This window comes from Tateyamaria armeniaca (assembly GCF_045797845.1).
Taxonomy (GTDB): domain Bacteria; phylum Pseudomonadota; class Alphaproteobacteria; order Rhodobacterales; family Rhodobacteraceae; genus Tateyamaria; species Tateyamaria armeniaca.
The window spans coordinates 3,826,099-3,850,303 of the sequence record NZ_JBHDIY010000002.1; the positions used below are offsets into that span (position 1 = coordinate 3,826,099).

27 protein-coding genes and 1 pseudogene are annotated in these 24,205 nt (G+C 60.0%); 17 read left to right on the forward strand and 11 right to left on the reverse strand.

The genetic code is table 11. From position 1 onward, the window contains the following. Positions 1-10: 10 nt before the first annotated feature. The 5 genes and pseudogenes from ACERZ8_RS19405 (at position 11) to ACERZ8_RS19425 (ending at position 5,723) form a co-directional block, all read left to right on the forward strand. The gene (locus ACERZ8_RS19405; protein ID WP_407593810.1) at positions 11-694 is read left to right on the forward strand and encodes a type 1 glutamine amidotransferase; all 684 of its coding nucleotides are present in this window, start codon (positions 11-13) and stop codon (positions 692-694) included. Between the two features lie 8 nt (positions 695-702). Further along, a pseudogene (locus tag ACERZ8_RS19410) lies at positions 703-2,051 on the forward strand (glutamine synthetase family protein). Positions 2,052-2,100: 49 nt separating this feature from the next. Further along, the gene (locus ACERZ8_RS19415) at positions 2,101-3,402 is read left to right on the forward strand and encodes an NAD(P)/FAD-dependent oxidoreductase (RefSeq protein WP_407593811.1); all 1,302 of its coding nucleotides are present in this window, start codon (positions 2,101-2,103) and stop codon (positions 3,400-3,402) included. Positions 3,403-3,520: 118 nt separating this feature from the next. Then, complete coding sequence (locus ACERZ8_RS19420; RefSeq protein WP_407593812.1) at positions 3,521-4,699, forward strand: DegT/DnrJ/EryC1/StrS family aminotransferase; 1,179 nt, start codon at positions 3,521-3,523, stop codon at positions 4,697-4,699. A gap of 121 nt (positions 4,700-4,820) precedes the next feature. Next, complete coding sequence (locus ACERZ8_RS19425) at positions 4,821-5,723, forward strand: aminotransferase class IV (RefSeq protein ID WP_407593813.1); 903 nt, start codon at positions 4,821-4,823, stop codon at positions 5,721-5,723. On the opposite strand, the gene phaR is transcribed toward ACERZ8_RS19425, so the two are convergent. Beyond that, positions 5,710-6,264: a polyhydroxyalkanoate synthesis repressor PhaR gene (phaR, locus tag ACERZ8_RS19430; RefSeq protein ID WP_407593814.1), complete on the reverse strand. Its 555-nt coding sequence runs from the start codon at positions 6,262-6,264 to the stop codon at positions 5,710-5,712. The genes ACERZ8_RS19425 and phaR overlap by 14 nt on opposite strands. 320 nt (positions 6,265-6,584) lie before the next feature. On the opposite strand from phaR, the gene ACERZ8_RS19435 reads away from it, so the two are divergent. Further along, entirely contained in the window at positions 6,585-7,658 is a 1,074-nt protein-coding gene (locus tag ACERZ8_RS19435) for a Hint domain-containing protein (RefSeq protein WP_407593815.1), read from the forward strand. 214 nt (positions 7,659-7,872) lie between these two features. Here the strand turns inward: ACERZ8_RS19435 and ACERZ8_RS19440 are convergent, their stop codons facing one another. Further along, positions 7,873-8,319 (reverse strand): phasin family protein, encoded by a 447-nt coding sequence (locus ACERZ8_RS19440; RefSeq protein WP_407593816.1) that lies wholly within the window; start codon positions 8,317-8,319, stop codon positions 7,873-7,875. 154 nt (positions 8,320-8,473) lie between these two features. Next, on the reverse strand, positions 8,474-10,288 hold the full coding sequence (locus ACERZ8_RS19445; RefSeq protein WP_407593817.1) for a PHA/PHB synthase family protein: 1,815 nt from the start codon (positions 10,286-10,288) through the stop codon (positions 8,474-8,476). A 151-nt stretch (positions 10,289-10,439) separates the two neighbouring features. Here ACERZ8_RS19445 and phaZ point away from each other — a divergent pair, with 151 nt between their 5' ends. Together phaZ and ACERZ8_RS19455 are read left to right on the forward strand one after the other, a co-directional pair. After that, positions 10,440-11,714: a polyhydroxyalkanoate depolymerase gene (gene phaZ / locus ACERZ8_RS19450; RefSeq protein WP_407593818.1), complete on the forward strand. Its 1,275-nt coding sequence runs from the start codon at positions 10,440-10,442 to the stop codon at positions 11,712-11,714. A 5-nt stretch (positions 11,715-11,719) separates the two neighbouring features. After that, positions 11,720-12,313, forward strand: a complete 594-nt coding sequence (locus ACERZ8_RS19455; RefSeq protein ID WP_407593820.1) for a DUF6151 family protein — start codon at positions 11,720-11,722, stop codon at positions 12,311-12,313. Between the two features lie 4 nt (positions 12,314-12,317). Here ACERZ8_RS19455 and ACERZ8_RS19460 read toward each other — a convergent pair whose 3' ends face one another. The 5 genes from ACERZ8_RS19460 to ACERZ8_RS19480 form a co-directional block, all read right to left on the reverse strand. Continuing rightward, positions 12,318-13,028 (reverse strand): alpha/beta fold hydrolase, encoded by a 711-nt coding sequence (locus tag ACERZ8_RS19460; RefSeq protein ID WP_407593821.1) that lies wholly within the window; start codon positions 13,026-13,028, stop codon positions 12,318-12,320. 103 nt (positions 13,029-13,131) lie between these two features. Then, a complete protein-coding gene (locus tag ACERZ8_RS19465; RefSeq protein ID WP_407594322.1) occupies positions 13,132-13,746 on the reverse strand; it encodes a hypothetical protein in 615 nt (204 codons plus the stop codon). Positions 13,747-13,763: 17 nt separating this feature from the next. After that, positions 13,764-14,192, reverse strand: a complete 429-nt coding sequence (locus ACERZ8_RS19470; RefSeq protein ID WP_407593822.1) for a VOC family protein — start codon at positions 14,190-14,192, stop codon at positions 13,764-13,766. A gap of 9 nt (positions 14,193-14,201) precedes the next feature. Next, positions 14,202-14,567: a hypothetical protein gene (locus ACERZ8_RS19475; protein WP_407593823.1), complete on the reverse strand. Its 366-nt coding sequence runs from the start codon at positions 14,565-14,567 to the stop codon at positions 14,202-14,204. Then, positions 14,564-15,316: an alpha/beta fold hydrolase gene (locus ACERZ8_RS19480; protein WP_407593824.1), complete on the reverse strand. Its 753-nt coding sequence runs from the start codon at positions 15,314-15,316 to the stop codon at positions 14,564-14,566. The genes ACERZ8_RS19475 and ACERZ8_RS19480 overlap by 4 nt, the downstream gene beginning before the upstream one ends. A 130-nt stretch (positions 15,317-15,446) precedes the next feature. Here ACERZ8_RS19480 and ACERZ8_RS19485 point away from each other — a divergent pair, with 130 nt between their 5' ends. From ACERZ8_RS19485 to ACERZ8_RS19495, 3 genes are all read left to right on the forward strand, one after another. Continuing rightward, positions 15,447-16,220: an ArsR/SmtB family transcription factor gene (locus ACERZ8_RS19485; RefSeq protein WP_407593825.1), complete on the forward strand. Its 774-nt coding sequence runs from the start codon at positions 15,447-15,449 to the stop codon at positions 16,218-16,220. Between the two features lie 3 nt (positions 16,221-16,223). Further along, positions 16,224-16,640 carry an MAPEG family protein gene (locus ACERZ8_RS19490; RefSeq protein WP_407593826.1) on the forward strand — a complete coding sequence of 139 codons (417 nt, stop codon included), beginning with the start codon at positions 16,224-16,226 and terminating at the stop codon, positions 16,638-16,640. Positions 16,641-16,839: 199 nt separating this feature from the next. Beyond that, on the forward strand, positions 16,840-17,304 hold the full coding sequence (locus ACERZ8_RS19495; RefSeq protein ID WP_407593827.1) for a GNAT family N-acetyltransferase: 465 nt from the start codon (positions 16,840-16,842) through the stop codon (positions 17,302-17,304). On the opposite strand, the gene ACERZ8_RS19500 is transcribed toward ACERZ8_RS19495, so the two are convergent. Continuing rightward, entirely contained in the window at positions 17,289-17,501 is a 213-nt protein-coding gene (locus ACERZ8_RS19500; protein ID WP_407593828.1) for a hypothetical protein, read from the reverse strand. The genes ACERZ8_RS19495 and ACERZ8_RS19500 overlap by 16 nt on opposite strands. 298 nt (positions 17,502-17,799) lie before the next feature. Here ACERZ8_RS19500 and thrS point away from each other — a divergent pair, with 298 nt between their 5' ends. The 5 genes from thrS (at position 17,800) to ACERZ8_RS19525 (ending at position 22,480) form a co-directional block, all read left to right on the forward strand. Next, positions 17,800-19,746, forward strand: a complete 1,947-nt coding sequence (gene thrS / locus ACERZ8_RS19505) for a threonine--tRNA ligase (RefSeq protein WP_407593829.1) — start codon at positions 17,800-17,802, stop codon at positions 19,744-19,746. A gap of 166 nt (positions 19,747-19,912) precedes the next feature. Then, on the forward strand, positions 19,913-20,218 hold the full coding sequence (locus tag ACERZ8_RS19510; RefSeq protein WP_407593830.1) for a BufA1 family periplasmic bufferin-type metallophore: 306 nt from the start codon (positions 19,913-19,915) through the stop codon (positions 20,216-20,218). A 77-nt stretch (positions 20,219-20,295) separates the two neighbouring features. Further along, positions 20,296-21,156, forward strand: coding sequence for an MNIO family bufferin maturase (gene bufB / locus ACERZ8_RS19515; protein ID WP_407593831.1), 861 nt, complete (start codon positions 20,296-20,298; stop codon positions 21,154-21,156). 6 nt (positions 21,157-21,162) lie between these two features. Continuing rightward, on the forward strand, positions 21,163-21,921 hold the full coding sequence (locus ACERZ8_RS19520; protein WP_407593832.1) for an HvfC/BufC family peptide modification chaperone: 759 nt from the start codon (positions 21,163-21,165) through the stop codon (positions 21,919-21,921). 4 nt (positions 21,922-21,925) lie between these two features. Continuing rightward, positions 21,926-22,480 carry a DoxX family membrane protein gene (locus ACERZ8_RS19525; RefSeq protein WP_407593833.1) on the forward strand — a complete coding sequence of 185 codons (555 nt, stop codon included), beginning with the start codon at positions 21,926-21,928 and terminating at the stop codon, positions 22,478-22,480. On the opposite strand, the gene ACERZ8_RS19530 is transcribed toward ACERZ8_RS19525, so the two are convergent. After that, the gene (locus tag ACERZ8_RS19530; protein ID WP_407593834.1) at positions 22,477-22,794 is read right to left on the reverse strand and encodes an ArsC/Spx/MgsR family protein; all 318 of its coding nucleotides are present in this window, start codon (positions 22,792-22,794) and stop codon (positions 22,477-22,479) included. The two genes, ACERZ8_RS19525 and ACERZ8_RS19530, sit on opposite strands and share 4 nt — an antisense overlap. Before the next feature lie 187 nt (positions 22,795-22,981). Here ACERZ8_RS19530 and ACERZ8_RS19535 point away from each other — a divergent pair, with 187 nt between their 5' ends. Further along, the gene (locus ACERZ8_RS19535) at positions 22,982-23,188 is read left to right on the forward strand and encodes a cold-shock protein (protein ID WP_407593835.1); all 207 of its coding nucleotides are present in this window, start codon (positions 22,982-22,984) and stop codon (positions 23,186-23,188) included. A gap of 325 nt (positions 23,189-23,513) precedes the next feature. Here ACERZ8_RS19535 and ACERZ8_RS19540 read toward each other — a convergent pair whose 3' ends face one another. Further along, complete coding sequence (locus tag ACERZ8_RS19540; RefSeq protein WP_407593836.1) at positions 23,514-24,077, reverse strand: hypothetical protein; 564 nt, start codon at positions 24,075-24,077, stop codon at positions 23,514-23,516. Positions 24,078-24,205: the final 128 nt, after the last annotated feature.

Below are 24,205 nucleotides of genomic sequence, written 5' to 3' on the forward strand. Positions count from 1 at the left end.
TGGGTGATCCATGAAAATCGGCATATTGCAAACCGGTCATGTGGCCGATGATCTGGTTGCGGAAAATGGCGACTACCCGGAAATCTTTGCGCGGTTTCTTGACGGTCGGGGCCTGACATTCGACGCATACCCAGTGGTGGACAACGTCTTTCCCACATCTGTGGACGCAGCCGACGGATGGCTGATCACCGGCTCGAAATTCGGTGCCTACGAAGACTTGCCATGGATCGCGCCGCTCGAAACGCTGGTCCGCGACATCTATGCCGCCGGACGGCCGATGATCGGGGTCTGCTTTGGCCACCAGATCATCGCGCAGGCGCTTGGTGGCAAGGTCGAAAAGTTTGCGGGCGGATGGTCGGTCGGGGCACAGGCTTATGCCGTGAACGGCGCAGATGTGACCTTGAATGCGTGGCATCAGGACCAGGTGGTAAAGCGCCCAAAGGACGCGCAGGTCGTGTCATCGACCGCGTTTTGCGAAAATGCCGCCCTGCTCTACGGCGACCGTGTCTTCACGATCCAGCCCCATCCCGAAATCGACCGGACCTACCTCAAGGGACTGCTCGATGTGCGTGCGCCCGGCGTGGTGCCCGAACCCATGCGGCAAGCGGCCATCGACGCGTTAGACACCCCAACACACAGTGCCGATCTGGCCGACATGTTCGCGCTGTTTTTCAAAGAAAAGAGGATCGCATGAGCGAGCCCATGTTGACCGACCTGCCCGACTCTGCCCGCCTGTATCTGGAAGGCAAACGGCTGGACGAGGTGGAGTGCATCATCTCGGACCTGCCCGGCATTGCGCGCGGCAAGGCGGTGCCTGCGACCAAATTCGCCAAGCAGGACTATTTCCACCTGCCCGACAGCATCTTTTATCAAACCATCACCGGCGACTGGGGCGAAGCGGCGGACGAGGACGGGTTCATTGAAAAGGATATGATCCTCAAGCCCGATATGAGCACTGCAACCGCCGCACCGTGGACGGCGGACTGGACCTTGCAGGTGATCCACGACGCCTATGATCGCAAGGGCGTTGCAGTTCCGTTTTCCCCCGCAATGTGCTGAAACGCGTCGTGCAGCTTTATCACGATCAGGGCTGGAAACCGGTTGTCGCACCAGAAATGGAGTTTTTTCTGATCGCGCGCAATCTGGACCCCGCGCAGGAAATCAAGCCGATGACGGGCCGCTCCGGACGCCCGGCGGCGGCACGGCAAGCCTATTCGATGACGGCGGTGGACGAATTCGGCCCCGTGATCGACGACATCTATGATTTCGCCGAAGCCCAAGGCTTCGAGATTGACGGGATCACGCAGGAAGGCGGCGCAGGCCAGCTTGAGATCAATCTGCGCCACGGGCACCCGGTCAAACTTGCCGACGAAGTTTTTTATTTCAAACGGCTGATCCGCGAGGCGGCGTTGCGTCACAACTGTTTTGCAACCTTCATGGCCAAACCCATCGCAGATGAACCCGGCAGTGCCATGCACATCCATCATTCGATCATCGACATGGAAAGCGGCAAGAATGTCTTTGTCGGCCCTCAGGGTGGCGACACGGATGCGTTTTTCCACTTTATCGCGGGCATGCAGAATTACATGCCTGCAGCCCTTGCGGTGATGGCCCCTTACGTCAACAGCTATCGCCGCTACGTCAAGGATCACGCCGCCCCGATCAATCTGGCCTGGGGTCGGGACAACCGCACGACTGGCATCCGCGTGCCCCTGTCCGAACCCCAAGCCCGCCGCGTCGAAAACCGGATCGCGGGCATGGATTGCAATCCATACCTTGGCATCGCGGCATCACTGGCCTGCGGCTATCTTGGCCTGATGGAAGAAAAGCGCCCCACGGCACAATTCAAGGGCGATGCATACGAGGGCGACGGCGATATTCCCCGGGTCTTGGGCGAGGCACTTATTCTGTTTGACGCCTGTGCGCCGCTGCATGACGTGCTGGGGCCGGAATTCGCGCGCGTCTATTCCATCGTGAAACGCGCGGAATATGACGAATTCCTGCAGGTGATCTCCCCTTGGGAGCGCGAGCATTTGCTGACGAACGTCTGAGACGGCGCCCCGGCCCTTCGGGGAGGATTTTTTCAATCAGAGAAGTTCCATGGATCTGCTTTACGCCAATGATGCCGCAGGGACCTATCCCGACAGCTGGTATGCAGCGACGTCCGACCTTCCTGCCGAACGCGCGCCTTTGCAGGGGAGCGCGCGCGCAGATGTCTGCATCATAGGGGCAGGCTATACCGGCCTGTCCGCCGCCTTGCATCTCGCGCAGGCTGGTCACAGCGTGGTTGTCCTTGAGGCCCACCGCGCGGGCTTTGGCGCGTCGGGGCGCAATGGCGGGCAGCTTGGCTGGGGCCAGCGGGCCGAACAACCCTATCTCGAAGAGATGCTTGGCATGGATGCTGCCCGCGATCTGTGGGCACTGGGGCAAGAAGCTGTTGCGCTCGTCAAATCGCTCGTGCGTGATCACGACATCGACTGCTATCTGCGCCCGGGCCTTGTCCATGTCGGCGAAAGCAAGGGCGAGGTTGCAGACCTGCACGCCTATGCGGCGCATATGGATACCCATTACGGCTATCAACTGGACATGCTGGACAAGGATGCCCTGCACGCGCTTTGCCCCTCACCTGCCTATATGGGCGGGATCATGAACCGGGATGCGGGCCATTTGCACCCGCTGCGCTTTGCGCTTGGCCTTGCGCGGGCGGCGGAACAGGCAGGCGCCGTCATTCATGAACGCAGCGCCGCACTGAACATCGAACGCGACGCAAAGATCACCGTGCGCACAGAAAATGGGCAAATCACAGCCGACCATCTGATCCTCGCCTGCAACGGCTATCTTGGGGATCTGGAGCACAAGGTTGCGCGCAATGTCATGCCCATCAACAACTTTGTTGCCGCCACTGCCCCACTGCGCGACGATGCGGCGCGGGTGCTGGCCGAGGACATCGCCGTGGCTGACAGCCGCTTTGTGGTGAACTACTTTCGCCTGTCCCATGACAAACGCCTGCTGTTCGGGGGCGGGGAATCCTACGGCTACCGCTTTCCGCGCGACATCGCCGGGGTTGTGCGCAAACAGATGGTCCAGATCTTTCCCCATCTGGCGGACATCCCTATCGACTATGCGTGGGGGGGCACCCTTGCCATCACCATGAAACGCCTGCCCTACCTTTCCCGGCTTGCGCCCAATGTCCTGTCAGCCTCGGGCTACTCGGGTCATGGCGTGGGCACTGCGACCCATGCGGGCAAGCTGATGGCGGATGCGATCAGCGGACAGGCCAGTGGCTTTGACACCATGGCCGCAATCCCCGCCCAGCCCTTTCCGGGTGGGCCACGCCTGCGCACGCCGCTGCTGGCCTTGGCCATGACCTGGTATGCGCTGCGCGACCGCATCGGCATCTGATTTTCTTGCACGCCATCACCGCCGATTGGCTGTGACCCGCCTGCGGTGTCACAAAACCGTTTTCTTTTTCAATCAATAGTTTTACTAATCCGAAATCAAATCATAAGGATTCTGAAATATGACCCTTCCCGACATGCACAGTGCCGAAGCGATCCCAGAGGCTGCGCGCAGTGAAATCGACCGTCTCCTGACCTCGGGCGATCTTTTCCGCTACACGGCCGCGTCCGATGCACCCGTTTCCCTCCTTGAATCCGAATTTGCCGAGATGATGGGTTCCAGATTTGCTCTGGCCGTCTCGTCCTGTTCGGCGGCGCTGTTCCTGTCGCTCAAGGCACTGGACCTTCCGCGCGATGCGCGTGTGCTGATCCCCGGCTTTACCTTTGCCGCCGTGCCTTCGTCTGTGATGCACGCAGATTGTCTGCCGGTCCTGTGCGAAGTGCGTGAGAATTACCGCATCGACATCGATGATTTCGCCGCCAAGCTGCCAACCGTCAGCGCCGTGATCGTAAGCCACATGCGCGGTCACACGTCGGACATGGATGCGATCATGGAGCTGTGCGACGCCGCCGACATCCCGGTGATCGAGGATGCGGCGCACTCGCTTGGCACGACGTGGAATGGAACCAGGATCGGGACCATCGGCAAGGTGGGCTGCTTTTCCTTCCAGTCCTACAAGATGATCAACGCCGGTGAAGGCGGGATCATGATCACCGACGATGCCGACCTGATCGCGCGCGCCATCATCATGTCCGGCGCCTATGAGCATAACTGGAAGAAACACCCCGTCCTGCAGGACGCCTTTGCCGCGCACCAGAACCGCCTGCCCTTGTACAACCTGCGCCTGTCCAATCTGTCGGCGGCTGTGATCCGCCCGCAACTGCCCCACCTTGCCCGCCGGGTCGAGGACGGGCGGCGCAATCACGACCATGTCGCCGACCTGCTGGGCCAAAGCCCGCATATCCATGTGCCTGACCCGCTGAAGGGTGAGGTGCGCGCGCCGGATTCGATCCAATTCAACCTGATCGACATGAGCGACGCGCAAGTCGAAACCTTTGTGGATGCGGCAGGCGCGCACGGAGTCAAAGTTCAGGTCTTCGGGGCCAGTGCGGACAATGCGCGTGCCTTCTGGAACTGGCAGTTCATCCCCGATCTGCCCGAACTGCCCCGCACCCGCGACATGCTGATGCGCGCCTGCGATGTGCGCCTGCCCGTCCACCTGCCGACGCATACGCTCAACGCGGTGGCCGATGTGCTGCTGTCAGCTGTGGCCAAGGCGAGCGAACAACAGGCAGCCTGACGCCACGCGTTTTCCGACCAAGTAATCACCGGAGAGGGGCGGCCGGAGGGAATGTCATTGGTCCGACAGACAATGGCGATGCCCCCTTTCCCCGACCAACCGCGCGCGCTAGCGTCCGCCCATGACAGATCTGAGCAAAGGGGCCGCCTGGATGGGCGGCCAGATCATTCCCATCGCGGATGCAGCCATCCCGGTCACCGATTGGGGACTGACCCACAGCGACATCGCCTATGATGTGGTTCCGGTCTGGCACGGGGCGTTCTTTCGCCTTGACGACTACGTCACCCGGTTCATCGCGTCACTGACTGCGGGACGCTATGACATCGGCATGGATCACGCCGCCATCTGTGCGGCCTTGCACGACATGGTGGCTGCCAGCGGATTGAGCGACGCATACGTGGCCATGGTCGCCGCACGCGGACGCAACCCGGTGGCCGGCAGCCGCAATCCGCGCGACTGTGACAACCACTTTTACGCATGGTGCGTGCCATATGTGCACATCGTCAAACCCGAGGCTGCAACCAAGGGAACCAGCGTCTGGATCGCCAAATCCGTGCGCCGCATCCCGGCGGACAGCGTGAACCCGAGGGTCAAGAACTACCACTGGGGCGATTTCACATCCGGCCTGTTCGAGGCGAAAGACAGGGGGTTCGAAACCACCTTGCTGCTTGATCACGCAGGCAACGTGACCGAGGGGCCGGGGTTCAACATCTTTGCCGTCTTCGGGGATCGGGTGGTGACGTCCGATCATGGCGTGCTGCACGGGATCACGCGCAGAACTGTGCTGGAGATGTGCGCCGAGGCGGGGCTGGCAACCGAAACGCGCGCCCTGCCGCTCGAAGAATTCTGGGAGGCGGACGAGGTGTTCCTATCCTCCTCCGGCGGCGGCGTTATCCCCGTGGCACAGGTGGATGAGCGGCACTTTTCCAACGGTGCGGCAGGGCCTGTCGCAACCGGGTTACGGGCGCGTTATTTCGACTGGATCATGCGCGACGAACATCGCACGCCTGTCAGGACATCTTAGACAGTTTCGCCTGCAACTCGGCCAGTTGCTTCTTGATGGTGGCCAGATCCTCGGCCTCTTCGGCTGGCTCCGCATCGGTTGCGCTGCCACCAGTCCAGCCTGGGGTCAGACCGCCTGTCATGGCTTTCATAAAGGCCTCTTGCTGCGCCTGCATCAGCTCGAAACCTGGCATCTTGGTCATCGGGTTCATGGCGGTGACATTCTCCAATACCTTGCTTTGCCCGTCGCGCAGCATCTCGAACGAGGCTTGCAGGAACTGCGGCACCACGGACGCACCACCGCCCATGTAACTGCGCACAAGATCGTTCAGCACATCCACCGGCAGCACGTTCTCGCCCCGGCTCTCATGCTCGGCGATGATTTGCAGCAGGTATTGCCGGGTCAGATCGTCGCCGGTCTTGAGGTCCACGATATGCACCTCGCGCCCGTCACGGATGAACCCGGATATATCCTCAAGCGTCACGTAATCGCTTGTCTCGGTGTTGTAGAGACGGCGGCTGGCATAGCGTTTGATCAAGAGCGGTGCAGGTTTGTCCGTCACGATGCTGTTCTCCCCGAGCGTGCGTGCTGCATTGCAGCTTAGGCCTGTGCGGCGGAAAAAGAAAGGTGGCGTATTGAGGGGTGAGACGCGCGCGCGATCGCCAGCACGCATACGCTAGCGTCTGCCAGCATGGCGCCCCGGCACGTTAGACTGCCTTGCGGAGCGCACATGCCCCAGAGAGCACACATCTGGGTTCGCACAGGACTGATCATTCTCAAAAAAGGGATAATCCTAAATATTTTGCCCATCGTTTCAGAAGGCCTCTTCTCGGTTCCTTAAGTCAGAACCCCCGATTGTGCCGCCCACGCAAGGAGCGCGGTATGCCAGGCTATATCTCCGAGTTCGACTATTTCGGCACTTCGGATCAGGAATTCGTCGAGATCGCCGTGCCCACGGGCACCGATGTCTCGGGCTATTCGCTGGTCTTCTATCAGGGCGACGGAACAGTCTATAACACGGTGTCGCTGGGTTCTTTCACAGGCACCTACGACGATCAGGACGTCTATCTTGTCGATCAGTCTACGCCCGGTTTTGACTCGGGCGGCGACTCGATGGGTACGTTTTACCCGGATGACGCAATTGCCCTCGTAGATGACAACGGCACGGTCATTCAGTTCATCTCGTGGGAAGGGAACACTGTCACTGCATCCGAAGGCCCGGCAAGCGGTATGTCCAGCACGAACGCCGGAACGCAAAGCGACAGTCTGCAAACCAACGATGGTGGCAATACCTACTTTGCCCAGTCTTCGTCGAACGAGGGATCGATTCCGGCCTGCTATGCCGAAGGGACGATGATCGCCACACCCAGCGGTGCCCGCCCGGTCGAACGACTGCGGCCCGGCGACCGGGTCTGGACGGCTGACAACGGCTCTCAGACCATCCGCTGGATCTGGGACAGCACTGTGCCGCTCGAAGATGTCGAGAACCCAAGCTATCCGGTGCTGATCCGCGCCAGTGCCCTCGGCCCCGGCTTGCCCGTTGCCGATCTGGTCGTCTCACCGCAGCATCGCATTCTGGTGGGTGGCGGCGGGCAGCTGACAGGGCCCTTTGAGAAAGCGGTGTTCGTACCGGCCAAGTCGCTGACGTCGCTGCCGGGCATTCGATATCTGCGTGGCAGGAAATCCGTTCGCTGGCTGCACTTTTCCTGCGACCATCACGAAGTGATCATCGCAAATGGCTGCATGTCGGAATCCTTGTATCTGGGCCCGATGATCCTGCGCCAGTTGCCGCGCCGCCTTCGCTATGAACTGCGTGCCATTTATGCAGGTTGCGAAGTGGACGGGCCGATGAATGGGCCGCTGGCGCGTCCCACCCTGTCCGTCGGACAGGTCGAGCGCACCTTACACGCTTGGCGGCGCAGTATGCGCTCCGCGTCTCTTGAGATGCAGGCCTGAGCCGCTGCGTAATATAACGCCTGGCAGTGAGAATGGCGGGTATCCGGCGCACGGATGGCACCTCTGCATCGCGCGAACAGCAAGCCTGCCAATCGATAACATCCAGGGGAAAAACCCATCGGTCAGACCCAAAGAAAAAGGCGGGCCCCGGGGGACCCGCCAAAGTCATCGCACCCGATCAGGGAGGAAGTAGGGCGCGATATTTCTTGAACGCTTACTTGGCAGCGGCAGCTTTCTTGGCAGCAGCTGTCATGTCGCCTGTGGCTTTTTTCACGGCGGCAGATGCGTCTTCGCTCATGTCTTTGCCAGCGGCCATCATCAGCTCGACTGTGTCCATTTGGACTTTTTTCGCGACTTCAGCGAAGGCGGCCATGTGCTCGGCTGTCACTTCAGCATAGGACGACGCGAAGTCGGTCATTGCTTTGGCGTAGTCGGCAGGCTCGGCTTTGGCTTTCGCCATGTCGGACATTTTTGCCAGAGTCTCTTTGGTCCACTTGGACGAGATTTCTGTCGATTTCTCAGCTGCGTCGATCGCGACGGAGCTCAGTTTTTCGTTCAGCGAAGTCGCTGTTTTGAAGGCGTCTTCCATGGATGCTGTGTCGACGGGGAAAGAACCCATAACGTCTTTGAACATCGCGCTCATGTCTTGTGTCTTAGCCATTGTATCAGTCCTTTGTGTTCAGGTGTGGGGGAGGACCCACGGTTTAATTCCTGAAACAGAACATAGATGCTGCGCCGCAGCATTTCAAGTATTTTCGCTGCACTGCAGCAAAAAAGTTAACCCTAAGGAAAGGCTCGCAAAATCCCTTGCAGGCTTAGGGTTTTGCCTTGACGGTCACGTATGTTCCGGGCGCATCACACAGCACAGGGTGCGACTCAGTGCCGGGGATTCGGGCCGCAACCTGCGCCCCTGCCCGCTTTTTCAGCCAGGCGCCCCAGCGCGGCCACCACGACCCTTCGTGAAACTCCGCACTCTCCGCCCAGTCCTGATAATCGAGGCCAAGATCCTCGTTGGTGTAGTGCCCGTACTTGTTCTTGGTTGGCGGATTGACGATGCCCGCGATGTGCCCCGACTGGGTCATGATGAACGTCTTGTCCTTTGACCCCATCGCCTGCACGCCGCGATAGCTGTCTTTCCAGGGCGCGATATGATCCGTCTCGCACGCAATGGCACACAAGGGGACTTCGACATCATCCAGCGTCAGGTGATGGCCCAGCAGGTCAAACCCGCCGTCCGCTAGTTCATTGCGCTGACACAGGCCACGCAAATACTGCATCGCCATCTTGGCAGGCAGGTTGGCCCCGTCCCCATTCCAGTAAAGCAGATCGAAGGCGGGCGGCGTTTGCCCCATCATGTAGCTTTTGATCGCGGGTGTGTAGACGAGATCATTGGAACGAAGGAACGTGAATGTGCGTGCCATGATGACAGAGGGCAGAATGCCTTTCTCTGCCGTTTCGGCCTCGATCCCATCGATGAAGTCATCTGTCAGGAAGGGTGCAAATTCGCCCTGATCACCGAAATCGGTGAGGGCCGTAAAGAAGGTGGCGGACTTGATCGACGTGTCACCGCGCTGTTTCAGCAGGCTCAGGGTCAGCGCCAGCGTGGTGCCCGCGATGCAATAGCCGATGGCGTTGACCTGTTTCTGGCCGGTGATCGCCTTGGCCTCACGGATCGCAGCGAGGTAACCGTCCTCGACATAGTCCTCAAGCCCCACACCGGCATAGGCCGCATCAGGGTTGATCCAGCTGACCACGAACAGGGTGTGCCCCTGTCCGACCAGCCATTTGACCATGCTGTTCTGTTCCTTGAGGTCCAGAATGTAGAATTTGTTGATCCATGGCGGGAACAGGACCAGCGGCAGCTTGTGCACCTTTTCGGTGGTCGGCGTATACTGGATCAGCTCCATCATCTTGTTGCGGTAGACGACCTTGCCGGGCGTGGTGGCGATATTGCCGCCCAGCTCGAACGCCTTGTCATCGGCCAGCTTCACGATCAGCTCGCCATTGTTGGCCTCAAGGTCGGAAATCAGGTTCTCCAGCCCCTGCACCAGCGACTGCCCTTCCGTCTCGACCGCCTTTTCCAGCGCATCCGGGTTGGTGGCCAGAAAGTTGGTCGGCGCCATCAGGTCAAGGATTTGGCGGCTGAAATAGGCAAGGCGCTGCTTTTCCTTGGCGTCCATGTCGGTGACATCGTCGATGGCTTGTTCTACGGCGGCGGCATTGATCAGGTACTGCTGCTTGACGAAGTTGAAATAGGGATGCGTGTCCCAGAGCGGATTGACGAAACGGCGATCTTTGGGGCCGGGATCGGCCAGGGCCTGCAGCTTGCCGGAGGCCAGCGCTTGCTGGGCTTCAACGAAATGGGTGACGGACTTCGACCAGAACTGCAACTGGTGCTCCAGCACCTTGGCCGGGTCGCGCAGGGCCTCACTCCAATAGGCGGTGGCGGCCTTGGAGAACAGCTCCTGATTCGGGCCATCAAGGGCCGCATTGTGCATGCTGCGGTGCGACATAACCTGCGTCAGTCGCTGTGTCAGTTCCTCGACTTTCTTGAGATTTGTGTTCAATTTGTCGAGGTTTTCGCCCGAGACTACACCATTTGTTGTGTCATGCGTCGTCTTGGTTGTCATATTAACGTCTTCCTCGTAGTCTTTGCACATGCAGCATTTGGGTCCGCCCAATTGGTGCCAATGTATGGTCGCATGTTTCAGGGGGCAAAGCGACACTGAGTCCAACGCGGGTTTCGTGCGCACCCGCCCCCAGAGTGTCAAGGAGAGCGCGATGCGCTACATGATCAACTACGACTTGATGGAAACACTGCGAAACACCAATCAATGGCTTGGTGCGACAGCACAGGCGATTGGCAGTTACCCCGCATTTTCGATGATACCAAACCCGGGCATGGAATGGATGCGCGCATGGGGTGAGGTGACCGAACGCACGTTCCAGCGCATGGTCGTCAAACCCGACTGGGGCATTCCGTCGATCACCGGTGAAGACGGCAAGGACCACCTTGTCACCATCGATGTGGTCGTGCCCGAAGCGTTTGGCGATCTGATCCACTTCAACGTGACTGGGCGCAAACCGAGGGACCGCAAGGTGCTGCTGGTTGCGCCGATGTCGGGCCACTATGCCACGCTGCTGCGCTCGACCGTGATGTCGCTGCTGCCCGATTGCGAGGTCTATGTCACGGACTGGCACAATGCGCGCGACATCCCGGTAAGCGCCGGCAAGTTCGATATCGAAGATTACACGCTCTACCTTGTCGATTACATGCGCCACCTTGGCCCCGACACCCATGTGATCGCCGTTTGCCAGCCTGCTCCGCTGACGCTGGCCGCCACCGCTTATCTGGCGGAGGAAGACCCCAAGGCGCAGCCACGTTCGCTGACGTTGATCGGCGGCCCCATCGACCCGGATGCAAACGCCACGGATGTCACCGATTTCGGCCGCCGCGTCACCATGGGCCAGCTTGAGGAAACCATGATCCAGCGCGTGGGGTTCAAGTACCCAGGCGTGGGGCGCATGGTCTATCCCGGCCTGCTGCAACTCGCCTCGTTCGTGTCGATGAACGGCGAAAAGCACGCCAAGGCGTTTCAGGACCAGATCAGCGCCGTCGCGCGCGGCGAAGCGGGCGATCACGACAAGCACAACAAATTCTACGACGAGTACCTTGCCGTGATGGACATGACGGCGGAATTTTACCTGTCGACCGTGGATCGCATCTTCAAGAACCGCGAAATCGCCAAGAATGAATTTACCGTGGCGGGCAAAGCGGTTGATATCGGCAAGATCACGACCGTGGCTGTGAAAACTGTCGAAGGCACCAATGACGACATCTCGGCCCCCGGCCAATGCATTGCAGCCCTTGATCTGTGCACCGGCCTGCCCGCCGAGAAAAAGGCGAGCCATGTCGAAGAAGGTGCGGGCCACTACGGCATCTTTGCCGGGAAAAGCTGGCGCAACAACATCCGGCCCCTCGTGCTGGAATTCATCGACGCCAATTCGCCCAAGACGGCGAAGAAGAAACCGGCGAACAAGAACCGGGCGGCATAACGGCGATGGCGGGTGTTGATCTGCCATTCAAATGTGACTGCGGTCAGGTGCACGGTGTTTTGCGCGGGGTCAGCCCCGAGAACGGCAACCGGATTGACTGCTATTGCAACGACTGTCGCGCCGCTGTCACCTTTGCCTCGCCCGATGGCACTGTGCCTGATGCCCCGGTGCATCTTTACCAAACCACACCGGATCGCATCCGCTTTGACGCAGGGCAGGATCAGTTGGCGGTCTTTTCCCTTTCGCCCAAGGGCATTCTGCGCTGGCATGCCCGCTGCTGCGGCGCGATGCTGTTCAACACTTTGCGCAAGCCCAAGATCGCCTTTGCCGCGTTCTTTATGGACCGCACGCCCGATGCCACACCGCTGGGCCCCGTTAAAACCCGCGCGAACATCCAGAAAGACGACGGCACATCGCGCAGCGAAGGCTTGGGGCACGCGATCCGCTCCCTGTTGCGCCACGCTGTGCCTGCGCGGATTACGGGCACGTGGAAAAACACGCCATTCTTTGATCCCGATACTCTGGAACCGACCAGCGAAATCTATGTCCTGACGAAGGACGAGCGCGCAGCGGCGACGCCTTCTGCCGCTTCAAGCTAGAAACCTAACGCAAAATGAGCGGTTGCCGCATCCAGTTGCGCAATGCCTGCGTCGTCTCTGCAGGCGCTTCAAGCGTGGGCACGTGCCCTGCATGTTCCAGAACGCACAATTCGGCACCGGGGATCAGTTCAGCCATGAACGTGTGGCGTTTGACCGGGCACAGTTCATCGTGTTCACCACACAGGACCAGCGTCGGCACCTTGCATTTGCGCAGTGTTCCCTGCTGGTCGCGGCGGCGTTGCAGCGCGCGGGACTGGCGCACGAAGGTATCGGGGCCAAGGACATCGGCCATGTCCAGCATCAGCTCCGTGATCTCGGTGCGATACGGGCCCGGGCCAAGATAGGAAGGCAACACTTCGTCCCGCATCAATTCGTGCAGCCGACCCGTGCGCACCTTGACGATCTGAGGTTCGCGCGCCGTCGAGGCCTGCGGTGTTTCGGCCAACGGGCTTGTATCCATCAGCGCCAGCCGGGTGATGCGGTCCGGGGCGCGGCGCAGCAGTTCCATCGCCACGATCCCGCCCATCGACAGTCCGGCAAGGGCAAAACGGGCGGGCAATTCGTCCAGCAGACCGCTGGCGATTTCCTCGATCCGCTCGCCACGGGTCACGGGCGATACCATGATTGAAAACTCCGGCGACAACTCAGCGATTTGCGGGCCAAACAGGCGCGCATCGCACATCATCCCCGGAAGTAAAACCAGCGGTTCAGCCATCCCCCAGCCTCATCACTTGCACTATCCCCTGTCCCGCACACTGCCTTGATCGCCACAATGGCTTGTCAGGTGCGGCGCGGCAAGCCCAAGATGTTGTCACATTTCAGGGATATGCGATTCCGCGAAACGGCGGGAAGTCAGCATAGCGTTTCCGGCGCTGTTCCAGCGGTTCACCCGGGCTTTCCCCTGCCCGCAACAGCAACCCTTTTGGCGCGATATAGCTGCCGATCATGCGGCGTGGCGTTGGCCGCCAATCCAGATTGAAGGCGCAGAGCTTGGGGAAAAACCACATCGCCGAGTAAGGCAGATGATCATGCACCCACCACGCCAGGTCACGCCAGTCGCGCCCCGCCTCATAACGGTCGGTGAACCACGGGATCGCCAGCGACGTGCCCGCAATCGCCGCCTCGCCCGTGCCCCAGTCCCAGATGTGGCATTCGATCGGATTGTCATTGCGCGCGCAGTTCAGCTTGTTTTCGTTGCCATACTGGTTGAGTTCGGGCGAGCGATAGCCCGAACGGATGGCGACCCGGCCGAATGTCTCTTCCAGCGGGTCGAGCAGTTGCGTACACAACATGCGCCCGTGTTCAATCGCAAGATCAGGGTCGCGCGGCAGGTTCCTGATTTCGTGGAAGTTTCCGATTTCAGAATAGAGGAAGTCACGCATGTAGAAATGCTTGGACAGCCGCACGCGACCGAGGTTTTCAAGGCTCCACATGCTGGCTGGTCGCCGCATCAGGTGGCCCCATTCCACTGAAACGCGCCGTCCGGGCCAAGCGGGGAGTATGGGTTCCATGCGACTTCCCAGATATGTCCTTCGGGGTCGGCAAAGTATCCATGATGCCCGCCCCAGAACACGTCCGACGCCGGTTTCAGCACCCGCGCCCCAGCTGCCTCGGCGCGCGCCATCAGCGCGGTGACTTCAGCCTTTTCGCGGACATTGTGACTAAGGGTCATCGCCCCGCGTCCCAGATCCTCGACCGCCAAACCAATGTCATCAGCCAATGCCTGAAGCGGATAAAGCCCCAGCGTCTGCCCAATCAGATCAAAGGCAACGACCCCATCGGGGCTGTCCACGCGCGCCCATCCAAGGGCCTCGTAAAATTCCGCCAGCCTCGGCATGTCCCGTGCGCCCAACGTGATCAGGGATACCCGCTGTTCCATCATTGCACCTCAAGCCCGCGCACCCAGTCGAGCATCCGCTGAACTGTTGCCTCGTTTTGCCCCCAATTCTTCAGCCAGACGATCCGGAACCGGTCGGATCTCCTCTGAAGTGGCGGAAAAGCCGTGCACATAGAGGATCGCCCATTCGGTTTGCATGCCCGGATCACCGGCCCAAACAACCCGCTTTTCCACGCCCGGCGTGATGTCATCAAATGCGCCTTCGACACTCGCAAAATGCGCGTCCAGATCAGGGTTTACAGTGACGGATTGCGGGGTCAGCGTGGCGTCTTCGTACGGGCCGAACAGCCATAGGGCGCCGACAAGCAGCCGAAGGCAGAGCAGCACATAGCCCAGCATTCGTCCAATCCGCTTCATGTTGATGCATCCAGTATCTCGGTGATCGCCGCCTCTATCAGACCCAGACAGGGGCCGTCGGAAAAACGGTGATCAGCATCCTTGACCAGCAACAGGCGTATGTCAGGGCTGTCGGCATGGTTCAGCAAACGCACAGCCGTTTCCGTGCTCACAGCCGTGTCCGCCGTGCCTTGCAGGCATCGCACCGGGAAGGGCAAAGGCAAGGGTGCCCGCAGGACAAGCTGCTTGCGGCCATCCTCGATCAGATGGCGGGTGATGATATAGGGCTCCATGTAGTCGGACGGCATTTCGACCTGCCCGTCCCGTTCCAGCGCGGCCCATTGTGCGTCTGTAAAGGACGCGGCGTACCCGTCTTCGGTAAAGTCGGGCGCAGCGGCGATCGTGACCAGTCCGGCCACGCGGTCAGGATGTGCGCGCGCAAACAGCAGCGCCTGCCAACCGCCCATCGAACTGCCCACCACGATCAGTTTGCCGCGCGTCAGTTCCGCCAATGCAGCGCTCGTGTCTTCGGCCCATTCCCCGATGCCGCCGTCTTCGAAGGCCCCGGAACTCAACCCGTGACCGGAATAATCAAACCGTAAAAAGGCGCGGCCCTGTGCGGCACACCATGCCTCAAGGTGCACCGCCTTGGTCCCTTCCATGTCGGATTTCAGCCCCCCGAGGAACACGACGGTAGGTCCGGTGCCATCGGACAGATGATAGGCAAGCCGACGGCCCTGCGCGGTGTCCAAATATGCAGGCTCTGCCATGTCCGCTCCTCCCCTTCGTTTGGCTTGCGGCGATCATGCGCAGGGCACTGGGCACTGTCCATCCTGACGCTGGGAGATTTTTTACGTGACCATCTTGTCACGTGACTATAGAATCACATATATCCAATCCATGGATGCCCTATTCAAAGCCCTCTCCGACCCGGCGCGCCGCACGCTGCTTGACAGTTTGCGCACACGCGACGGGCAAACCCTGCAAGCGCTGGAAACACAGCTCGACATGACTCGGTTCGGCGTGATGAAGCACCTTGGTGTGCTTGAGACGGCGGGGCTGATCACCACAAAGAAGGTGGGGCGCTTCAAGCACCACTACCTCAACGCCCTGCCCTTGCAGGAAGCGATTGACCGCTGGATCGACCCGTATCGGGTGAAACCGGCGGCGCGAGCGGTACTTGACCTCAAATCTCAGCTTGAAGACGAAGGAGACCCCGAAATGTCAAAGCCCGATTTCGTGATGGAGACATATATCAAGACCTCGCAAGACCGCCTGTGGGATGCGCTTCTCGATGAAAATTCGATCCCACATTACCATTTTATCTGCAGCAAAGCGACGCGGGATGGTGATGCGATCACCATGCTGTTTCCCGACGGATCACCGATGCTGGTGAACCGGTTGCTGTCTTCGGACCCGAAAAGCCGAATGGAATGGACGTTTGAGCCGCACTGGGACCCAACGGCGGACATCCCGGCGAGCCGCGTCCTGTACCTGCTCAAGCCCGAGGGCGAATTCATTCGCCTGACCGTTGAACATTACGACCTTGGGGAACCTGCGGTTCCGGGCGAAGGCGTGGCTGACGGCTGGGTGCGCTGGGCCTCGGGCCTCAAGACCTGGCTGGAAACCGGGGACGATGCGCATATCGGCCCCATGGACCGGGCGGAGGCGTGAGACATGGCTGTTGAGTTGATCATTCTTGGCGTTTTGGCGCTGACAGCGGCATCGCTTTGGATTCCTTACATCGTGGGTGTGAACACGGCACCTGACGGGTCGATCCCTGCCGACGCCCCTGACGGGTTCATCATCCCGCCCGATCCAAATGTGCATCGCCCGTGGGTGCGGCGGGCTTATCGCGCGCATCTGAATTTGCTGGAACAGTCCGTGCCCTTTGCGATTCTGGTCCTGCTGGTGGATCGGGTCGACGGGTTCAGCGCACTGACCCTGTGGGCGAGCATTGCGTTTCTGATCCTGCGCATCGCCCATGCGGTCGGTTACATCACCGGCACGGCGCGATTTCCGGGCCGGCCCCTGATCTTTACCGGTGGCTGGATCTGTTGCCTGTTGATGGCATGGGCATTTTTTGCGGCCTGACAGTGCGCCCGTGCCCTTGACGGGCGCGGGCGATCCCGGTTCAGTGCGCATCATGAAAACCTGCAACGCACACCGCTATTGCCCTGGCACGCATCCCTTGCGTGCTTTCGGTGTGCCTGCGTAACACCCACAAAGCCGCGTTCGTGCGGCTTTTCCTCTGCCTTCCCGAACGTGGCCCGTTCGACAGAAGGAGGCAGGGATGCCCATCACCATACGCAAGATGACCAAGGCTGATGTGGGCCAGGTCGTGACGTTGATCAATGCGCTGGCCGCGCATCATGACGACACCCCCGACACCGATGCCGCAAGGCTGTCGCGCGATGCACTTGGGGCACATCCATGGGTCACTGTTCTGGTGGCATCAGGTGGATCGCAAATCGTGGGCTACGCCGCCCTCGTCCCCATGGCACAACTGCAATTCGGAGTGCGTGGCATGGATATGCATCATCTGTTTGTGCATCGCGACGCGCGCGGACATGGCGTGGGCGCGGCCCTTGTACGTGCGTGCAAAGATGAGGCGCGGGCGCAATCCTGCAGTTTCCTGACGGTCGGCACGCATCCGAACAACCAACCGGCCGGGCGATTTTACGAAAATTGTGGGTTCCTGCGGCGCGGCGCCAACGGGCCGCGCTTCAGCGTGCGGCTTGATCAGCCGCTGACATAGGTGCCTTTGGCGGGACGGTAGAATGTCTTTTGATTGTGCAGCTTGCCCAAAAGCTCGTGAATCTGGCGCGCACCATCGCCGGATTTGCCAGCTTTCAGGTCCGATTGGGTCTGGGCCAGTTTACGGCGCCGCAGCGCGTCTTCGATCAGGTCGAGTTCTTCGATGCTCAGTTCGAATGTCGTGTTATATTTGGGCACTGCGCGTTCCTCTTGCGATCAGAAATTTCCGATAGTGAACTGGTTTGTAAAGTAAGGTTTGCGCAAGAAAGGTCCAGCCCAAAACGTCGCAAATCGCACCGCAGAAGTCGTTTTTTCTGCACGCGATGGTATACTGTGCACACAGTCAAATGTGACGCCAAGAGACCGCAACGCCTGTCTTTTATGCGCAAACCCCGACCGGGCGCTTGACGAAACGTGACGCCCCTGCCAAATGCCACCTCACACATAACCCGCAACCGGGCGTTCCGTGGGCGCCAAACTGACGAGGAGTGCCGATATGGCCCAAGTCTCCCTTACTTTTCCCGATGGCAATGCGCGCGATTACGAGGCCGGTGTGACCGCCGCCGAAGTCGCCGAGAGTATTTCAAAATCCCTGTCAAAAAAGGCGATCAGCGCGACCGTGAACGGCCAGCATTGGGATCTGGCCTGGCCGATTGAGGGCGACGCGCAGATCGCCATCCACACCATGGCAGACGAAGAACAGGCCAATGAACTGGTTCGCCACGATCTGGCCCACATCATGGCCCGTGCCGTACAGGAAATCTGGCCCGACACCCAGGTGACCATTGGCCCCGTCATAAAGGACGGCTGGTACTATGACTTTGACCGGGCCGAACCGTTCACCCCCGAAGACCTAGGCGTGATCGAAAAGAAGATGCGCGAGATCATCAACAAGCGTGACCCCGTCCGCACCGAAGTGTGGGAGCGCGACGTGGCGATCCAGTATTACAAGGACCGTGGCGAGCCTTACAAAGTCGAACTGATCGACGCGATTCCGGGTGATGAGCCGTTGCGCATGTACTGGCACGGCGACTGGCAAGACCTGTGCCGTGGTCCGCATCTGCAGCACACCGGTCAGGTGCCGGGCGATGCGTTCAAGCTGATGTCCATCGCGGGTGCCTATTGGCGCGGGGATTCGGATCGCGCGATGCTGCAGCGTATCTACGGCGTGGCCTTCACCGGCAAGGAAAAGCTGCGCGCCCATCTCAATATGCTCGAAGAGGCGGCCAAGCGCGATCACCGCAAGCTGGGTCGCGAGATGAACCTGTTCCACATGCAGGAAGAGGCGCCGGGTCAGGTGTTCTGGCACCCAAATGGCTGGACCATCTACACCGAGCTGCAGGACTACATGCGCCGCAAACAACGGGCTGCGGGATATGTCGAGGTGAACACGCCTCAAGTCGTGGACCGCAAGCTGTGGGAAGCCTCGGGGCACTGGGACAAGTACCAGGAACACATGTTCATCGTCGAAGTGGACGAGGAACACGCGCGCGAAAAGGCGATCAATGCGCTCAAACCGATGAACTGCCCCTGCCACGTCCAGATCTTCAATCAGGGTCTGAAATCCTATCGCGACCTGCCCCTGCGCATGGCCGAGTTTGGCTCCTGCAACCGCTATGAGCCCTCGGGCGCGCTGCACGGCATCATGCGCGTGCGCGGCTTTACCCAGGACGATGGCCACATCTTTTGCCGAGAGGACCAGATCGAGGCGGAATGCGCAGCCTTCATCACCTACCTGTCCTCGGTCTACAAAGACCTCGGCTTTGACAACTTCGAGATCATGTTCGCCACCCGCCCGGAAAAGCGGGTCGGGTCCGAAGAAAGCTGGGATCATGTCGAGGCCGCGCTTGAAAACGCGATCAAAGCCACCGGGCATCCCTATACTCTGGATGCGGGCGAAGGGGCGTTTTACGGCCCCAAGCTTGACTTCAAACTGACCGATGCGATCGGGCGTGAGTGGCAATGCGGCACCTTTCAGGTCGACCCCAACCTGCCCGAACGCCTTGGCGCGACCTATATCGGCGAGGACGGGGCGAAGCATCGCCCCTATATGCTGCACCGCGCCTGTCTTGGGTCGTTCGAGCGGTTCATCGGCATCCTGATTGAGAACTCGGCTGGTAAGCTGCCCTTCTGGCTGGCGCCGCGGCAGGTTGTTGTCGCCTCGATCATTTCGGATGCGGACGCGTATGTGCAAGAGGTCGTGGACACCCTGCGCCGTCAGGGCGTGCGCGCCGAAGCCGACATTCGCAACGAAAAGATCAACTACAAAGTCCGCGAACATTCGGTCGGCAAAGTGCCGGTCATTCTGGCCGTTGGCGCGCGCGAAGTCGAAGAACGCACTGTCACTGTCCGTCGTCTTGGCGAAAAGCAAACCAAGGTGCAGGCGCTGGATGAACTGACACGCGAATTGTCACAAGACGCCACACCGCCCGACATACGCTAGGCTGGAATTGCAACAATTGGGCCTGTTTCACGTCAAAACAGGCCCGAATCCTGACATCGTGTAACGGCTCTGTGACACACGGGGCTGTGAGTGGTAATGTGATGCGAAAGTGTCTTAGTCAGTGTGTACCAAGGTTCTGCTACGAACATCCAAAGGGAGATTGAACATGTCTAACACGATGAAAACCTTCGCAGTTGCGGGCGCAGTTGCCGCCGCACTGGCCGCGCAATCCACCACACCGGCCCAGGCCGCTGGCAAGGAAAAATGCTATGGCGTGTCCCTTGCAGGCGAAAATGATTGCGCCGCAGGCCCCGGCACAACATGCGCAGGCACATCCGTAACGGATTACCAGGGCAACGCGTGGACACTGGTCGATGCAGGCACATGCGCCGAAATCGAACTGCCCGCCATGGCCGACGGCACACCACGCACCGGTTCGCTGGAAGAGCTGGATCGCGACCTGCCCGCATAAGCGCGCACCTGTCAAAATTATCTGTGCCCCAACGCAGCGTGGGGCACAGATCACCACGAATTCGGAAAGGCCACATCATGCTGGATGCGACATCAAACGCGCGCCACCTGCCTGCGGCCCCCGGAGTAGGGTACAAAGCCCAGCATTTCACCGACCTGCGCGCCGATCCTGGCTCGGTCAAGTGGCTGGAAATCCACGCAGAAAACTACATGGGTGATGGCGGACGGCCACGTGCCCAATTGCGTGCCCTGCGCACTGACTTTGCCATTTCTGTGCATGGTGTCGGCCTGTCCATCGGCGGCGAAGGCGCGCTTGACGCGGACCACCTCGCGCGCCTGAAAACCCTGATCGACTGGCTGGAACCGGCCAGCTTTTCCGAGCATCTCGCTTGGTCGACGCACGGGGCCGAGTTTCTCGATGACCTGTTGCCCCTGCCCTATACCGATGCCACGCTGACCCGCGTCGCCGATCACATCGATCAGGTTCAAGAGGTACTTGGCCGCCAGATGCTGCTGGAAAACCCGTCGAGCTATCTTGCCTTTGAGGAAAGTACGTTGAGCGAGACGGCGTTCCTGGGCGAACTGGTGCGTCGCACCGGCTGTGGTCTTTTACTCGATGTGAACAACGTGTTCATTTCCGCAACCAACCTCGATTACACGCCAGAGGGCTACCTTGACGCCTATCCCCTTGCCGCTGTGGGGGAAATTCATGTCGGCGGTCACGCCGAGGATGCGGACGAACATGGTGCACCGCTTTTGATCGACAGCCACGGATGCACCACGGCCGACCCGGTCTGGACCCTTCTGTCGCACGCGCTGGCCGCCACCGGCCCTGCCCCTGTGCTGGTTGAATGGGACAATGACGTGCCCGAGTGGCCCGCCTTGCGCGCCGAAGCGGACCGCGCGGCGCAGGCCCTTGCCGCGCATGTTGCCAGCTGACCTGTCATGACCGGCACGCAATCACAGTTCAGATCGGCCTTGCTTGACCCAGAGGCGCGGCCCCCCGACGGATTGCGCGACGCCCAAGGACGCCCGGCAATCAAACGGTTTGACGTCTACCGCAACAACGTGACCGTCGCACTGATCGAGGCGCTCGGCACCGCCTTCCCGGTCCTGCACAAGCTGCTCGGCACGCAAAACTTTGACCATCTGGCGCGTCTTTTCGCCCGCGCCCATCCCCCCGAAACACCGCTGATGATGCACTATGGCGCCGCGATGCCCGCCTTTCTGGAAGGGTTCGCGCCACTCTCGCACATTGCGTACCTGCCGGACGTGGCGCGGTTGGAACTGGCGCTGCGGCGGTCCTACCACGCAGCGGACGCGCCGGAATTTGATGCCGGACGGTTGGGTGCAGTGTCGCCGGACGCGCTGATGGCCTCTACCCTCACGCTTGCGCCTGCTGTTGAGCTGATCGCCTCACGCTGGCCGCTGGTCGACATCTGGCGTTTCAACACAATCGACGACGCCCCAAAACCCCGCGCCAGCGCGCAATCCGCACTGATCACCCGGGCCGCGTTCGACCCCGAACCCCATCCGCTTGATCCGGCGCAAACCGAATGGGTCGCGCGCATCATGTCCGGCGCATCCCTGGCCGCCGCACAGGACGCAGCCGGCGCAATTGACGCCGCATTCGACCTCACGCCGCTGCTCAGCCTCTTGATCCAGAACAACGCCATTGCCGACGTCACGACCCCAAAGGAATAGACTTATGACTGCCCTCACACGCCTGCACACCGCCATCTTCGCTCCGCTGGAACGCGCCGAGTGGATCCTGCCGACCCTCGCCCGGTTCCTCTTTGCGGCCGTGCTGGCCGTCTATTTCTGGGTGTCGGGGCTGACCAAGGTGGGTGACGGGCTGTTCGGGGTGTTCCAACCCTCGCTCGGGGCCTATGCGCAGATCTTTCCCAAGGTGATGGAAAACGTGGGTTATGACATCACCCAGTTGAGCCTTTATCACTGGGCCGTGGTCACAGCGGGCACAGTGGCCGAATTCGTCTTGCCACTGCTGATCATCATCGGACTGCTGACGCGCCTGGCCTCGCTGGGAATGATCGGGTTCATCGTGGTGCAATCTCTGACCGACCTTAACGGTCACGACAAATGGGGCGACGGACTTGTGTTGGGGGCGTGGTTTGATGCGCCGTCAAACAGCCTGATCATGGACCAGCGCGCACTGTGGGTGTTCCTGCTGCTTCTCTTGGTGATCAAAGGGGCCGGGCCGCTGTCCTTTGACCGTGCCCTTGCCCCGCGCGCGAGCGCCTAGGCGACACCAAGCGACTTTTGCACGTCCCCGGTCCAGCCCAGATACAGCGCATCGCCATCGACGATCAGCGGGCGCTTCATCAGGGCCGGATGGTCAGCAAGCAGCACCTCGGGGGCCTTGGCCCGTTCATCCTCGGACAATCCGCGCCAGGTGGTCGAGCGGGTGTTGAGCAAGGCGGCCCCGAATGCACCGCGCGCACGCTCCATCACGTCTTCGGGCACACCGTCTGCACGGACATCGACAAAGCGCGCCGCAGGCAACGCCTTGATCGCCTTGCGGCACGTGTCACAGGTTTTCAAACCGTATATTTCCATACCAACCTTCACATTTTCGTTGAATTAAGCAGCATCTGCACCGCTTTGCACCCGTGGCGTCTTGATTTTCAAGGCTGAAGGGCAATCTCATAACCCATGCGTGCAAAAATTGAGACAAATGTCTTGGCGCGCATGAACGAACCCCGCTGATGCGGGACTGACTGAAAGGCAAAAGGAGGCACGGACCATGCCAACTGGCACCGTGAAGTGGTTCAACACCACAAAAGGCTACGGATTTATCGCCCCTGACGACGGCGGAAAAGATGTTTTTGTACATATTTCAGCCGTGGAACGGTCGGGTCTGACCGGGCTTGCCGACAACCAGAAGGTCGGCTTCGAGATGCTCGAAGGGCGCGACGGACGGCAAATGGCGGGCGATTTGAAGCTGCTTTGACCGAGGTAGCACGGTGAGATGCCGCGCCGATAATTTTTCCTGACACGACCGACCAGCCACAGGCTGAGCGCAACAGCTTTTGCGTGGTGTGGCGGCAGGCTGGGAGCGGTTGGTGCGGAGCCGTGTCAGCGCCGAGCCGCGGGGTGGCGCGCCCTACGGTTACGCGGCGCGATTTATGGGTGTGATGATAGCGCGAGGCGCAAGCGGAGTACTTGTGTAAACATAGCGCCGCCCCGGGGGCGGGTCGGCGCTGGCACGGCGGCCTGCGGCCTTGATCCCGTGCTTGGTTTTTGTGCGGGTGGGGTCCAGGAAGCGTCTCGCAAAGTCAATTGTGTTGTTCGTGATAAAGGGATGCAAGCCACCGAACAAAACTGTAGCCTTGGCCCACCAGAACTACGGTAGTCATTTCCGAAGGTTGACTGGGCTCTGTTTGGCCGTCGGCATGCCTATAAAAATGAGCGGCATCTATCCATTCCGAAAAGGAACGTACCGTCTTTAGCGACGCTTGTTGCTCCGGGCTTTGCCCCTCAAAACGCGCTTGTATGGAACTCTGCAAGACACTTCGGATTGCAGCGCTGTTTAAGCTATTTTGGGTTGGGAACATAATTCGGAAAATATTTTCTGCCGCATCAAAAATACCTCGTACTGCACTGCGGCCATCCATCGGCACTTGAAGAAGCATTCTGTCGACACTTGAAACATGCTCCAACGCCGCCGCCAAGTCACCAGCGTTCAGCGTAAGTATCGTGTTTGTTCGCTCACTCTCAAAGGCTTCATCAAATCGGCGTCGGACGATTCCACTATCATCTATAGCGTAACCGACACATTCCTCGTCGAAAATTCGAGAGTATTCCTGCCGAAGGCAACCCCTCCTATTAGAGATCGTCATTCTATCTCGAAAGACTGAGTCGGGAACTATGCGAATGGAAAGCGTTAGAGTATCAAAGACGTCCCTCAATTCGCCTCCGCGAAACAAAGAACCCCAGTCCGAATACGAAGAAGAAGCAATTCGAACAA